14 protein-coding genes are annotated in these 13,681 nt (G+C 45.5%); 6 read left to right on the top strand and 8 right to left on the bottom strand.

Annotated features, from left to right (window positions below):
• The first annotated feature begins 160 nt into the window (after positions 1-160).
• From MSP8886_RS01220 to MSP8886_RS01200, 5 genes are read left to right on the top strand one after another with little or no spacing between them, the layout of a single operon-like run.
• On the top strand, positions 161-1,213 hold the full coding sequence (locus MSP8886_RS01220; protein ID WP_067011886.1) for an ABC transporter substrate-binding protein: 1,053 nt from the start codon (positions 161-163) through the stop codon (positions 1,211-1,213).
• Positions 1,214-1,220: 7 nt separating this feature from the next.
• Positions 1,221-2,036: an alkaline phosphatase family protein gene (locus MSP8886_RS01215; RefSeq protein WP_067011884.1), complete on the top strand. Its 816-nt coding sequence runs from the start codon at positions 1,221-1,223 to the stop codon at positions 2,034-2,036.
• A complete protein-coding gene (locus MSP8886_RS01210; RefSeq protein WP_067011882.1) occupies positions 2,033-2,866 on the top strand; it encodes an ABC transporter permease in 834 nt (277 codons plus the stop codon). Before MSP8886_RS01215 ends, MSP8886_RS01210 begins: the two co-directional genes overlap by 4 nt.
• Positions 2,856-3,635, top strand: a complete 780-nt coding sequence (locus tag MSP8886_RS01205) for an ABC transporter permease (protein ID WP_067011880.1) — start codon at positions 2,856-2,858, stop codon at positions 3,633-3,635. Before MSP8886_RS01210 ends, MSP8886_RS01205 begins: the two co-directional genes overlap by 11 nt.
• Positions 3,636-3,645: 10 nt before the next feature.
• Positions 3,646-4,659, top strand: coding sequence for an ABC transporter ATP-binding protein (locus tag MSP8886_RS01200; protein ID WP_067011878.1), 1,014 nt, complete (start codon positions 3,646-3,648; stop codon positions 4,657-4,659).
• A 112-nt stretch (positions 4,660-4,771) separates the two neighbouring features.
• Here the strand turns inward: MSP8886_RS01200 and MSP8886_RS01195 are convergent, their stop codons facing one another.
• Positions 4,772-4,963 (bottom strand): hypothetical protein, encoded by a 192-nt coding sequence (locus tag MSP8886_RS01195; protein ID WP_139063063.1) that lies wholly within the window; start codon positions 4,961-4,963, stop codon positions 4,772-4,774.
• A gap of 132 nt (positions 4,964-5,095) precedes the next feature.
• Between MSP8886_RS01195 and MSP8886_RS01190 the strand changes: the two genes are divergently transcribed.
• Entirely contained in the window at positions 5,096-6,040 is a 945-nt protein-coding gene (locus tag MSP8886_RS01190) for a LysR substrate-binding domain-containing protein (protein ID WP_067011874.1), read from the top strand.
• A gap of 6 nt (positions 6,041-6,046) precedes the next feature.
• On the opposite strand, the gene MSP8886_RS01185 is transcribed toward MSP8886_RS01190, so the two are convergent.
• From MSP8886_RS01185 to MSP8886_RS01155, 7 genes are all read right to left on the bottom strand, one after another.
• The gene (locus MSP8886_RS01185) at positions 6,047-6,958 is read right to left on the bottom strand and encodes a sugar kinase (RefSeq protein ID WP_067011871.1); all 912 of its coding nucleotides are present in this window, start codon (positions 6,956-6,958) and stop codon (positions 6,047-6,049) included.
• Complete coding sequence (uxuA, locus tag MSP8886_RS01180; RefSeq protein ID WP_067011869.1) at positions 6,955-8,151, bottom strand: mannonate dehydratase; 1,197 nt, start codon at positions 8,149-8,151, stop codon at positions 6,955-6,957. The genes MSP8886_RS01185 and uxuA overlap by 4 nt, the downstream gene beginning before the upstream one ends.
• A 51-nt stretch (positions 8,152-8,202) precedes the next feature.
• On the bottom strand, positions 8,203-9,651 hold the full coding sequence (locus MSP8886_RS01175; RefSeq protein ID WP_067011866.1) for a mannitol dehydrogenase family protein: 1,449 nt from the start codon (positions 9,649-9,651) through the stop codon (positions 8,203-8,205).
• Between the two features lie 13 nt (positions 9,652-9,664).
• Positions 9,665-10,939: a TRAP transporter large permease gene (locus tag MSP8886_RS01170; protein WP_067011863.1), complete on the bottom strand. Its 1,275-nt coding sequence runs from the start codon at positions 10,937-10,939 to the stop codon at positions 9,665-9,667.
• Positions 10,939-11,442, bottom strand: a complete 504-nt coding sequence (locus tag MSP8886_RS01165) for a TRAP transporter small permease (protein ID WP_067011861.1) — start codon at positions 11,440-11,442, stop codon at positions 10,939-10,941. The genes MSP8886_RS01170 and MSP8886_RS01165 overlap by 1 nt, the downstream gene beginning before the upstream one ends.
• Positions 11,443-11,542: 100 nt before the next feature.
• Entirely contained in the window at positions 11,543-12,499 is a 957-nt protein-coding gene (locus tag MSP8886_RS01160; RefSeq protein WP_067011859.1) for a TRAP transporter substrate-binding protein, read from the bottom strand.
• A gap of 131 nt (positions 12,500-12,630) precedes the next feature.
• Entirely contained in the window at positions 12,631-13,680 is a 1,050-nt protein-coding gene (locus tag MSP8886_RS01155; RefSeq protein ID WP_067011857.1) for an Ldh family oxidoreductase, read from the bottom strand.
• Position 13,681 lies beyond the last annotated feature (1 nt).

Here is a 13,681-nt window from a genome sequence, read left to right as displayed (position 1 = left end):
TATTTTTGCGAATCTCTAGAGTTAAGTGTGTCCCCGTAGGTCACTACTTTTTGCTCTGTCATCAATGTTTCACCGTCGTGACTTCATTCTGTCACTTACATTTTATTACATTGTTTGTCTATTCCTATCTTCCTTACGCCACTTGGAGATCAAAACGCTTATGAAAAAGCTGATGTTTGCCGCCAGCGCTATTGCTGTTCTCAGTAGCCAACTAACCTTTGCCTCATCGACCATTCCACCCGAATTGATAAAAAAAGCCCAGCAAGAAGGCGAAGTAGTCAGTGTGGGGATGCCCGATAGCTGGGCTAACTGGAAAGAAACGTGGCAAGATTTAAAAACCAAATATGGTATCCAGCATCAAGATACTGACATGAGCTCAGCACAAGAAATCGCGCGTTTTGCCTCTGAAAAACACCATGCAACGGCCGATATCGGTGACATTGGTTTTGGCTTTGCCAAAATTGCCAAGCAGAAAAACATTCTGCTGCCTTATAAACCCACCACTTGGAACGATATTCCAAACTGGGCCAAAGACCCCGATGGTTATTGGGCTATGGGGTACACAGGTACGATTGCCTTCATTATTAATAACAAATTAGTCAAAAACATCCCCCATAGCTGGCATGATCTATTAAAAGGCCACTACCGTGTTTCCCTTGGGGATGTGGGTTCGGCAGCACAAGCCAATAACGCTATACTAGCCTGTGCCTACGCTAATGGTGGCAGTGAAAAAAACATCGAACCCGCCTTAAAATTCTTCGCAGAATTAGCAAAACAAGGTCGTCTATCACCGAATGGACCGAGCCTTGCCAATCTGGAAAAAGGTGAAGTAGAAGTGGGGGTTATGTGGGATTTCAACGCCTTGAATTACCGCGATAAGATTGATCGCAGCAAATTTACTGTGTTAATTCCTTCTGATGGTTCGGTGACCTCAGGCTATGTTTCTATCATTAACAAATACGCTCCTCACCCATGGGCGGCAAAATTAACACGGGAATATATCTTCTCTGATGCTGGGCAAATTAACCTAGCCCGTGGCTATGCTCGCCCCATCCGTACCGATGTCAAGCTGCCTGCAGATGCGAAGAGTAAGCTGTTGCCTAACTCTGAGTATAAACATGCTCATCCGATTCGAGACTTCAAAGCATGGCGTTATGTTTCTAGCCGTTTACCACAAGAATGGCAAAGCCAAGTTATGATTTACCAACACTGAGGTTAATATGTCCAGACGCGTCATATATATTGTACTGGACGGTTTAAGTGATCTGGTAGCCCGTGAACACATGGGCTACCTACTTGCTTTGACCGAAGCCAATATCGCCACTCACTATACTATTTCCTGTGAGCTGCCTGGGATTTCACGCCCCCTCTACGAGTGCCTATTAACAGGAGCCACGCCGGTAGAAAGTGGCGTACTGCACAATCAAGTGGTTCGCCTTAGTAATCAGACCAGTTTATTCGATCTGGCCCGTTCACAAGGCAAAACTACCGCTGCAGCAGCCTATCATTGGGTCAGTGAACTCTATAATAATGCCCCTTATGACCCCGTAAGAGATCGCATCACGTGTGCACCTTCGTTGCCGATCCAGTACGGGATGTTTTATCACAAAGATCATTATCCAGATGATCACTTATTTTTGGACGCCGAGTATCTGCGCCGTACTTATGACCCAGATTTGCTCCTGATCCACCCGATGAATATTGACGATGCGGGCCACAAGTTCGCTTTTGATTCCAAGCAATATCGCAATCAAGCGCGTATGACGGATGGCATTTTGTCAAACTGGCTACCCAGCTGGTTGGAACAGGGCTATCAGATCGTCATCACCGCCGATCATGGTATGAATAACGATTATAGTCATGGCGGTATCCTACCGGAAGAACGCCAAGTGCCCTTGTTTGTAATGGGGGAGGTGTTTAGCCATGATAAGTTTGCCAGCCCTAAACAGACACAGTTGTGTGGCTTAGTCGCCGATATTCTCAAGCTCCCTCATGACAAGCCGAACTGCCGAACCATGCTTAAGGATACTCCGTGAATAATCGATTATGTCGCCCGTTTTTGGTGTTCATTCCTTTTTTCATCATCCTCGGCCTGTTTCAACTGGCCCCTTTGGTTTGGGTCGTTATCAACAGTTTCATCAATAACGATGGCCATTGGTCGCTGGACAATTATCAGCAAGTGGTGAGTTCGCCATTCTACCGGCAGGCCTTTACCCATAGCTTTTTGGTATCGATTTTTTCTGCGGTGGCGGGTTTGCTCATCGCAACGATAGGCTGTGCTTCGCTCCGCCATATGCAGGGAAAAATACGCAATATCATGATTGCTTTTACCAATATGACCAGTAACTTCGCGGGTGTGCCGCTGGCGTTTGCTTTCATTATTGTCTTGGGCTTTAACGGGGCAATCACCTTAATGCTTCGTAAATGGGGATGGATAAACAGTTTTGATCTGTATGGTACTCAAGGCTTGTCTGTCGTCTATACCTATTTTCAGATTCCGCTTGCCATGTTGTTACTTTATCCCGCGTTTGATGCCTTAAAAGTTGATTGGGAGGAAGCAGCCAGTTTATTAGGGGCTTCTCACCGCTATTATTGGCAACATATTGCACTACCAGTTCTTAGCCCTGCGTTATTAGGCACCTTCATTATTTTATTAGCCAATGGCTTAGGTACCTATGCAACGGCTTATACCCTGACCTCAGGTAACTACAATTTGGTCACGGTGCGCATTGCTAACTTGGTCGCAGGGGATTTATTTCTGCAACCCAATCTTGCCGCTGCGATTTCGGTCATCTTGATGTCCCTGTTAATTTTTATTACTTGTGTTAATCAATGGCTCGTTAAAAGGAGCTACCATGTCTACTAAACGTGCGATGGCTTATCACTATTCGGTCACTTGTTTTATCTATTTTCTGTTGCTCATTCCGTTGCTCGCCACCTTGGTCTATTCCCTATGCGATCAATGGGGTGCCACCATTTTGCCCTCTGGTTTTACTTTTAAATGGTACATTCAGCTTTGGACAGATCCACGCTTTCTCACGGCACTCTATCATTCTATGACACTGGCCGTTGGCACACTGATTCTCAGTGCCGTGTTAATTGTTCCTTGCGTGTTTGTGGTGTTTTACTACTACCCTAAGCTCGATACTGGGCTGAACATTTTGACTCTGCTGCCATTTGCCATCCCCCCTGTGGTGTCATCCGTTGGCTTGTTGCAGCTTTATTCTGATTACCCATTACTGTTAACGGGTACTCCTTGGATTCTCGTCGGTTGTTATGTGGGCATTGCGCTACCTTTTATCTATCGTGCTGTGAACAACAACCTACGAGCCCTAAACGTGCATGACCTCATGGATGCCGCACGTCTATTAGGCGCCAGCAGTACTCAGGCTTTTTTTAAATTGATTTTACCCAACATTCGTAAGGGCTTGATGGCGTCTTTATTTCTGTCCTTCTCTTTCCTAATTGGTGAGTTTGTCTTTGCTAACCTGCTGGCTGGCGCCAATTTTGAGACGTTACAGGTCTATCTCTACAACATGCAGCAAAACAGCAGCCATTTTACTTCAGCATTGGTGATTTCCTATTTCTCCATCACTTTGATACTGACACTGCTAGCCACTCGATTTAACCGTTAGGACGTCATCCATGAATTCAGTTGCCATTTCCCATTTAACAAAACGCTTTACTGAAAAAACGGTCTTCTCTGATATTAATTTAACCATTCAAGACGGCGAGTTTTTCACGCTATTAGGCCCTTCTGGCTGTGGTAAATCCACACTATTACGCTGTTTGGCAGGACTCACCCAAGTCGACAACGGAACTATACAATTAGGCGAACAGGACATCACTCACCTTGCCCCTCAAAAACGAGATATTGGCATGGTGTTCCAAAGCTACGCGCTGTTTCCCAACCTCACGGTAAGAGAAAATGTCGCCTTCGGTTTGCGCATTCAAAAGCTGGATACAAAGCAAATCAAACAGCGTGTCGATGACATCCTAGCACTGGTTGAGCTAGGGGAGTTTGCCGAGCGTTATCCTCATTCTTTATCAGGCGGTCAGCGCCAACGGGTGGCGTTAGCCCGCAGCTTGGTGGTACGCCCCAAAATGCTCTTACTAGATGAGCCGCTATCGGCACTTGATGCGCGTATTCGCAAGCATTTACGCCAGCAAATCTGTGCCATTCAAAGGGAGCTCAAACTCACAACGGTCTTCGTCACCCACGATCAAGAAGAAGCCCTGACCATGTCGGACCGTATTGCTTTGATGAACGAAGGTAAAATCATACAATGTGACCCGCCGGAAAAACTCTATATCGAACCAAGCTCCGACTTTACTGCTCGCTTTATGGGGCAATATAACGTGCTGGATGCCGATCAAGCGCAACAACTGTTTAAAGAATCCTACCAAGGTTCGCTCGCCATTCGCCCTGAGTCGATTTATGTCTTTGAGGATAACCGACAATACGATGAGCGATTTTCAGAGAAAATTGCCGCCACCGTCAAAAGTCACCAATTACTGGGCTCCATCATCCGTTACCAGCTAATCGCCAATAATGTTGAACTCACTGTCGATCTACTCAATCGTCACGCGGAACGACTGTTCGATGTGGGAAGCGAGCTCTCTATCTTGATTGATAAGTCGGCCATGCGCCATCTCTAATCTATTGTAGGTAGGAACAAATAGCCGAATGCTCTAAAGAACGGATACAGCTATCACCCCCTATCAAGTCGCTGTATTCGCTGCAGCGGCTTGAATAGGAGTTGAGAAGCTCTTAGGGAAGGTCGTGACGATTCGAATTATAAGGAGGTAACCCCATATCTCGTTTAACAAAATCCGGTAGATGACGGGATGACTGCTGTATATTCTGCTCTTTACGATAGATTTCCTTATCTTTTCTTTTTTCCTTTTGGTCTTTATACCATTTGATTATTTTTTGGTTTAACCATAACAATAATGTCCACATAGCCTTCTCTCCTTGTCTGTAGGCTTGTATTATTAAAAAGAAATGCATAAAAAACGAACGTTGTATTCTTACGATATACATTAGAAAATCTTATACATTGCTGTTTTCGACCACCTCACATGGACGCCCCCCATGAACACACGAGTCTCCCACCTTAAAGCCACACATTATTTCTGTATTGCCAGCCAAACCTTGAGTTACACCAAGGCAGCCCAGCAACTCCACGTTTCCCAAGCCGCCGTCAGCCAACAAATTCGCTTATTGGAAGACTATTTGGGAGTACCGTTGTTTTATCGTCATGGGCGAGAAATGCGCTTAACACGCCAAGGGCAACACTTGTCATCCCACCTGACTCAAGCGTTTGATCATATTCAAAAAGGCTTAGACGGTGTCAAACTCGAACCCTTAGAAGGGATTTTGGAAGTATCAGGGCTACAAAGTTTCGTATCCTTATGGTTGATGCCCAGATTATGGCGTTTCTCGGATCTGCACCAAGAAATTACAGTAAAGCTCTTTTCATCCGATGAACGAGAAGACATTCACTCCGGTAAAATAGACGTCATTATTGATAACAAGCTAACCAACGACAAAGAAGACATTGTTCAACAACGCTTATTATCTTCTGAGGTAATTCCTGTCTGTTCGCCCTTATTAGAAGCTCGAATTGGTTTTTATCATGCGTCAGACCTATTGAAATGCTGGATGATTCAAGTTGATGACCCAGTCTATCAATGGAAGGTGTGGTTTGCTGAGCAGTCAATCTGTCCGATACGTACAGGCAATATTCCTTGGGCCGAAGTGAACTCTTGGTACATGGGCATCAGCGCAGTGAAAGCAGGGCACGGAGTGTTCCTATGCCCACGCTTTTTGGTGGAAGAAGAATTACAAGAAGGAACATTGGTAGAGGCCTTTCCTAAAGCCATTAATCAACCAATAGAGTTCTACGCCACCTACGCAAAAAGCTCCCCGAAAAAAGCACGTATTGAAGCCTTTGTTGATTGGACACTCCTAGAAACCGAACGAAAAAATAAAAAGCCCTCGGCGGATCACCCCCATCAAGCTCTGCCTTGGCCCTAATGCAGTTTAGTCAGTGACTAGATCTGACGGAATAATCGCGCCACGCTGCTGGATCACTTGCGCCGCTAAAGTATGTGCCTTGATAGCTGCTTCTTTAGGGCTAGCCCCCTGAAGAAGCCCTGCGATATAGCCACCATTGAATGAATCTCCAGCACCAGTGGTATCAATCGGTGTAATACCTGATAGGGCAGGCACGAGTGTTTTCTCTGACGCAATAAAGCAACCTTTTGCTCCCATTTTGACAATCACATCACCAGCTCCCTGCGCTAACCAGAAAGCCGTCACCGTATCGGCGCTATTTAGGTCCTGCAGTGCCTCTTCGTCTTCTAGGGTCGTCATGACAATCGCTCCCGTTTTCGCTAGGGCTTGGAAGCTTGCTAATGCGTCGCGTTTTGATTCCCATAAAGCGGGGCGATAATTCGGATCAAAAATCACCTGACGACCCTGTTCTTTCAACGTATCGATTAACAATGCTCGATCATTAGGTGGTAAGATCGCCAACGAAATACCCGATAGATAAACCGTTGAGAAGGATTCTAACGACGCCAACAAACGATAACCCTCTTGCCCTTGGAACAGACTTTTCGCCGCCGATTGTGAACGCCAATAGGTAAAATAGCGCTCCCCGTGGACATCGTTTTCGACTAAATAAAGCCCCACAGTGCGATCATCCATCTGACGGATGTATTGTGTATCAAGGCCCGCATTTTCTAAGGTTTGCACAAGTTCCTGACTCAACACATCCTTACCAACAGCGGTCATATAACTAACACATTCACCTGTACCTAAAATATGCTTCAAATAGTAAGCTGTATTGAAAGTGTCCCCAGCGAAGCCTTTTTTTAATTGGTCAGGCTGATCCGATGCCATCAGTTCCACCATGCATTCACCAATGCAGACCACAGAACAATGTGTCATTGTGTGTTTTCCTCTTGCAAAACATATCGCTTTAACGCGAACTCCACACCGCGAATTTCTGCCAAGCCCTTCATTCGACCTAGCGCAGAATACCCAGGCTTCGATTCTCGACGTAAATCGTCCATGATTTGATGGCCGTGGTCAGGGCGTAAGGGAATAGGGTGATGCAATCCCAATGATCGACGACGTTGCTCCTCTTTTAACAACACCAGCATCACATCCGCAATATCAGCGTTGCCTTCTAAATGGGCCGCTTCATGGAAGCTGCCCCAAGAGTCTTCTCGTTGCGTGGAACGTAGGTGGGTAAAGTAAATCCGCTCAGCGAAACTAGTGGCCATATCACATAATGCATTATCTTCACGGACGCCATAAGACCCAGTGCAAAAGGTTAAACCATTGGTCATGGAAGGCACCCGTTGAATCAACCATTCAATATCGTCTTTTGTCGACACAATGCGCGGCAACCCAAACAAAGGGCGCGGTGGGTCATCCGGATGAACCGCCAAATGCACACCACAGCGTTCGGCAATGGGGACAATCTCATCTAAAAAGAGGCCAAAATTTTCTCTTAATGTGGTTTTATCAATGCCATCGTAAGCGGCTAAGGCCTCGCGGAAGTTGTCCAAAGTATAGCTTTCTTCTGCCCCAGGTAAGCCCGCTAGGATAGTGCCAATTAAAACGTCCTTTTGCTCTTGCGTTAATTGCTCAACATACTGCTTGGCGGCGTGTATGTCCACGTCCGTATAGGTGTTTTCACTACCAGATCGCTGCAAGATAAATAGGTCAAACGCGGCAAAAGCAGTTTGATCAAAACGCAGCGCGCGGGAGCCATCTGGTAGGGAATAGGTTAAATCAGTACGTGTCCAATCCAAGACGGGCATAAAGTTATAGCACACCGTGGTTACACCACACTCCGCCAAGTTTTGAACACTCTGGGCATAATTCTGAATGTAGGTTTGGTAATGACCAGTGCGTTGTTTAATATCCTCATGCACAGGAATACTTTCAACCACAGACCAGCGCATGCCGGCCTGTTCAATCGTGTTTTTAACCTTTTGGATAGCCTCAGTAGGCCACACTTCCCCATTAGGAATATGGTGCAGTGCAGTGACAATGCCCGTTACACCCGCTTGTCGAATATCCTGTAATGAGATGGGATCCTGCTCCCCAAACCAGCGCCATGTATGTTCCATAGTAAACTCTCTTGTTTTTATTGAGACATTCCAGCAATTAGTCAAATACTTTTAATAGCTTGAATGGATAAGTTCTTGAACACGTGTTTTGTTGATCAGTGCGCTAAAATAATGAACCATTCGACTCACACAGTCGCTATCGGAACGAATCTCAACTGGAAAAATATCGTCCCGCGATAAGCACGCAGTCACTAACTCAGATGCGGTAGCGTTGGGCTGTTTCATAATGTTAAATAGGTCACTTTCTAACGGATCATTTATGGATCGTTGAGCTTTTTCCGCTAAGTAGATAAATGCCATCCAACCGGCAATACCAAGCTCGATGGCGGGGGTTTTATGGAATACCCCCCGCTGTTCGACAAGCGTGCCTAACCAGCGCTGAGGCAGCTTTTGACTGCCATCCATCGCGATTTGAATTAGCTGATGTTGCAGACTGTCATTTTTGAAACGAGCAATTAGCCGCTGATAATAATCAGTCAACATAGATTCAGGAAAACCGGACAGCGTCGGCGCCACTTCCTTAAGCATAAAGCCCTCAAGCAAGCGACCAATCGCCTCGTCCTGCATAGCTTGTGCCACGGTTTTATAGCCAGCTAGAGAGCCAAGATAAGCCAGCAATGAATGACTACCGTTGAGCATGCGTAACTTCATCATTTCATACTGGGCAACATCATCGACCATTTCTACACCAACGTCTTCCCATTTAGGTCGGCCAGCAGGAAAGTGGTCTTCTACTACCCATTGGCTAAATTGCTCACACTTCACCACCGTTGGTTCGCTAATGCCAGTGTCCCGTTCAATGTCGGCTAAGTCTTCTGGGGTGACCGCTGGCACAATGCGATCGACCATAGAACTTGGAAACGCCACATGGCTCTCAATCCATTGTGCTAAGGCTGGATTCTGAGCATGCGCCAAGGCCACCACCGCATTTTTGGTTCGCTTACCGTTATGGGGCATATTATCGCAAGATAAGACGGTAAACGGCGGCATGCCTTTCTCACGACGTAGCTTTAACGCCACCACGATAAAGCCTAAAGCGGTTTTTGGAGTATCGGGTGAAGCAATATCATGCTGAATATCCGGGTTGTCCACTAGCAATGCTCCAGTTGACGGTGCTAAGTAGTAGCCTTTTTCCGTCACCGTTAACGTCACTATCTTGATATGTGGTGCCACCAGAGTATTGATCAGGTCGAGGCCGCCTTCCTTCGTGCCACTAAACAGCGTCTGTTTTATCGCTTTAATGGAACGGATGGTAAAATGTTGGCTGTCAGCGTATTCAATCACTTGGTATTGATTATTCGCTTTGTTCAGTTGCTCCACCAGCTGATAATTGGAGCGAATATTCGCACTGGCAATCATCCAATCACCACCGTGTAATGCCAATACTTGCTCTCCATACACCGCTTGATGGGCACGATGAAATGCCCCAAGCCCAATATGGACAATGCCTACTTGATGTTTTGATGGATCAAGAGAACTCGGAATCGTATTAATTTGCATAGTAAAAGCGCTCTTAATGAATGAGTGACGGCAACCATAAAGACACTGCAGGGATATAAGACACAAGCAGTAAAACAATTAGGTTACAGATTAGAAAAGGCCAAATGGCTTTCACCACTTTGGTCATGGGCAATTCACCAATACCAGCGGCAACAAAGAGGCACACACCAACGGGTGGCGTCGTCAGGCCAATAATCAAGTTCAGTACGGCCATCACACCAAAGTGAATAGGGTCCATTCCAACCCCTTCCGCAACTTTTAACAAGGCAGGAAAGAGAATGATCAACGCCGCGATGGTTTCCATAAAGCCGCCCACTATCAGCAGCACAATATTGATAATGAGAATAACCACATAAGGGTTTTTGCTGATATCAAAGATGGCATTGGCCAACATTTGTGGAAGCTGCTCACTGGTCAAAATCCAGCCAAACAAATTGGCCATGCCAACTAAAAGCAACAAGCTTGCCGAGCTCATGGCCGTATCCACAAGCAACTTAGGCAGATTTTTCCAAGTAATGCCCTTATAAACAAACATACCAACGACAAAGGCATACAAACTGGCCATGATCGAGGCTTCGGTTGGCGTAAAGAGTCCGCCGATAATCCCATAGAGGATGATAAAGGTCATCAATAGGGCCCAAAAAGCTCCTTTACCAACCGACAGAACCTCACGAAAGGTCGCTTTTTTCTCACGAGGGTACTGACGTTTCACGGCGATAATGTAGGCCGTTATCATCATCGCAAGCCCCAATAAAAAGCCTGGGACAACACCTGCGAGAAACATTTTGCCAACCGATATACCGCTTAAAGAACCAACAATGATCATTGGCACACTAGGGGGAATGATCGGTCCAACCGTCGAAGAAGCCGCCGTTACAGCCGCCGCGAAGGATTTGTCATAACCGCTGCGTGTCATCCCCGGAATCATCACGGCACCAATACTGGCGGTATCAGCCACGGCAGTTCCAGAGATGCCACCAAAGATCATCGAACCACCCACGTTGGCCAAGCCTAAACCGCCACGAATATGGCCCAACAAGGCATTACTAAAGCGAATAATATAGTCCGTTATATTCCCCACATTCATTAAATTCCCCGCAAGGATAAAACCGGGAATACACAGCAATACAAAGGAATCCATTCCCGCATACAAACGCTGAGGAACGATGGTCAGCGAAATCCCAGCCAGCATTAAGTAACTCAATGAAGAGATACCCAAGCAAAAAACGATGGGCACACCAATCAATAATAAAGAAAAGAACACAGCAAAAAGAACGAATGTATCCATTATGACTCTGCTCCTTGGTTATCGCGATCAAGCAGCAAAAATAGTGCGCAGACCACACTGTAAAAGACGGTTACACAGAAAAACACGTACACAGACATAAAGATCCACGACATAGGAATTTCTAGAGTAGGGGAGGTTTGCCAACGACCTATCATCACGTACTTCAAGGCAAACGGTAAAATATAATAGGCAAAACCGCCGATCAGAACATGGCAAAAAATCTGATAAGCTTTATGCCATGCAGGGGGCAACGCCCAATGGAACAGCTCTAAACGAACATGGCGATTATGTCGAATCACCAACCCCGAACTAAACACAATTAGATAAAGAAACAGATAGCGAGACAGCTCTTCTGTCCAAATAGGAGAGGAAGGAAGCATAAAACGTGATACGACTTGAATAATCACGACCACCACTATGCCCAATAAAGCAGACACAGCAAGGGTTGCAAAAACCCAATCCGTTATTCTGACCAGCCACCTTAACCCTTGCACAAGCTTCATAAGCCTTATTCTCAACGTCGAATGATTACCAACAATGTCACAGCACTTTCCTCACAAAAAGCCCCCATTACTCAGGTAATAGGGACACCACTTTTTGAGATTAGATTTTGTTATAAAGTGCAAGTTGCTCAGGTGTTAAAGACTCTTTTACTGCTTCTTTCGCCTTGGCTTTAAAAGCTGCCACATCCGATTTCACAAAGATCATTCCATGTTTTTCAAGGGTCTTTCTTAAATTGGCTTCATCAGAGGCAAACATACTATGCTCGTAGTTTTGCATCTTTTTCGCCGCATCTAACACCACCGCCTGCAGATCCTTCGGCATGCTGTTAAACTTATCTTGGCCAATAACCACATAGATCCAGCTACGCACATGGCCCGTTAGGTCGACGTATTTTTGCACCTCATAAAAACTCGCACTGTTAATCAAGCTCAGAGGGTTTTCTTGCGCATCAATCGTGTGTTGCTGAAGTGCTGTAAACACCTCGCTGAATGCCATAGGTATTGGTTTTGCCCCCAATTTTTGCCATACCTTCACAAACAAAGGTACGTTCGGTACTCGAAGTTTCAAGCCATCTAAGTCGCTCGGTTCAATGATTTTGCGGTTTGAGGTAAGGTAGCGAGGACCACGTTCAAACCAAGCAATCGGCTTAAGACCAGTACGCTGTTCAATTTGTTGCTTGATTTCTTTACCTACTTCGCCATCGACCACCTGTTTCATCTGTTTAGAACTGGTAATAGCATAGGGAACGGCCAGTAACGCGGCTTTAGGTGCCCAGTTTTGCAAGGATTCCCCGGTGATGGTCATATCCGCCGTACCCAGTTGAATGCTATTGATCACATCCATTTCTTTACCCAACTGCTCATTAGGGTAAAGTTTTACTTTGATACGCCCATGTGATTCTTGCTCGGCGACTTGTTTGAACTTAATCGCCGCTTTCCCCCAAATGTTTTGGTTATTAACTGGGTAGCCAAATTTCAATGTGAAATCCGCCGCTTGAGAAAAGCCTGCCAACAAAACAGATGACATTAAGGCCGCTTTTAAGATTGGTTTTATCATTTTCTAGCTCCAATTTTTTATTTTTAAATGGATGGGATATTTACTCATCACCTCTTTACCCACTGGTCATTTTCCTTCCGTAATCAATAGAGCCACCCAAAAAGGCCTTTTGGGTGGAACTTAAACGCTGATTAGTGTGGCTTAGGAAACTCAATTCCTGCCTCTTGTGCGGATTTCTGCAAACGGTTTAACGTCTCATCATTTAATCGAACGCCATGAACCTTAGACTGTTTAGCGCAATCAAGGCCAAACTGCCCGGGTACTCGCACAGGACTCGTGTCGTCTTTAGGACGAGAAGCAAGACAGAGCTCTGTCAATTTATCCATCTGTTGCTTAAAGACTGCTAAGCCAGCAAAAGCTTCTGGATCAATCAGCTGGATATAAACATTCCCACCCCACCGCGATACATCATCTGCTCGGCCATGCCCTGAAAGGCCTTGCGTCAGCATCTCTACCATCATGCTGAAACAATAACCTCTGTGCCCATAATCTGCGCCACCAATAGGAAGTATTGCGCCTCCATCATTGATAACGGTTGCATCCGTTGATTCATTGCCTTTTTTATCTTGCAGCATTGGGTAGGGCATAGGCAGGCCAGTATTTAAATGTTCACGGACTTTAGAAAAGGTACAAATAGAAGTAACGGTATCAATAATCACTGGATCTTCACTTGTCGGATAACCAATCGCCCAAGGGTTGGGCGTTAACACTGGATCAAGCCCACCAAATGGTGCTACAAGTTTCCCAGCAGGATCGGATGTTGAAACAATACAAATCAAGTCCTTATCCGCCGCTAACTTAACATAAGTGGATAAACAACCAATGTGATGTGCCCGATTAATCGAAGCGGTAACAACCCCATACTCTTTTATACGCGAAAACGCTTCATCCATTGCTTTATTCATCATCCAGATCCCTGGAAGGTATTGTGCATTCCAGACAAATGTCGAGCCAGTATCGTTAACGATGACAACGTCATCGGCTTCTTGCATCTTCCCCGCCTGTAACTCTGGAATATAATAAGGAATTAACGATAAGCCATGTGTCGTAAAACCTAATTCATCACTTTGAATTAATAGTTCAGTGGTAATATTGGCTCTTTCTTCAGGCATTCCATATTGATTTAATAGTTTGGTTCCTAATGTTTTCAATTCATTACGATTAAAATAGGTAAAGTTCATT

It is taken from the genome of Marinomonas spartinae (assembly GCF_900089775.1).
GTDB lineage: Bacteria > Pseudomonadota > Gammaproteobacteria > Pseudomonadales > Marinomonadaceae > Marinomonas > Marinomonas spartinae.
This window is presented reverse-complemented; position numbering and strand designations above follow the sequence as displayed.

Bases quoted from the DNA above. Each gene is read 5' to 3' on its own strand.
- MSP8886_RS01220 (WP_067011886.1), top strand. From the start codon at position 161: ATGAAAAAGCTGATGTTTGCCGCCAGCGCTATTGCTGTTCTCAGTAGC.
- MSP8886_RS01215 (WP_067011884.1), top strand. From the start codon at position 1,221: ATGTCCAGACGCGTCATATATATTGTACTGGACGGTTTAAGTGATCTG.
- MSP8886_RS01205 (WP_067011880.1), top strand. From the start codon at position 2,856: ATGTCTACTAAACGTGCGATGGCTTATCACTATTCGGTCACTTGTTTT.
- MSP8886_RS01200 (WP_067011878.1), top strand. From the start codon at position 3,646: ATGAATTCAGTTGCCATTTCCCATTTAACAAAACGCTTTACTGAAAAA.
- MSP8886_RS01195 (WP_139063063.1), bottom strand. From the start codon at position 4,963: ATGTGGACATTATTGTTATGGTTAAACCAAAAAATAATCAAATGGTAT.
- MSP8886_RS01190 (WP_067011874.1), top strand. From the start codon at position 5,096: ATGAACACACGAGTCTCCCACCTTAAAGCCACACATTATTTCTGTATT.
- MSP8886_RS01185 (WP_067011871.1), bottom strand. From the start codon at position 6,958: ATGACACATTGTTCTGTGGTCTGCATTGGTGAATGCATGGTGGAACTG.
- uxuA (WP_067011869.1), bottom strand. From the start codon at position 8,151: ATGGAACATACATGGCGCTGGTTTGGGGAGCAGGATCCCATCTCATTA.
- MSP8886_RS01175 (WP_067011866.1), bottom strand. From the start codon at position 9,651: ATGCAAATTAATACGATTCCGAGTTCTCTTGATCCATCAAAACATCAA.
- MSP8886_RS01170 (WP_067011863.1), bottom strand. From the start codon at position 10,939: ATGGATACATTCGTTCTTTTTGCTGTGTTCTTTTCTTTATTATTGATT.
- MSP8886_RS01165 (WP_067011861.1), bottom strand. From the start codon at position 11,442: ATGAAGCTTGTGCAAGGGTTAAGGTGGCTGGTCAGAATAACGGATTGG.
- MSP8886_RS01160 (WP_067011859.1), bottom strand. From the start codon at position 12,499: ATGATAAAACCAATCTTAAAAGCGGCCTTAATGTCATCTGTTTTGTTG.
- MSP8886_RS01155 (WP_067011857.1), bottom strand. From the start codon at position 13,680: ATGAACTTTACCTATTTTAATCGTAATGAATTGAAAACATTAGGAACC.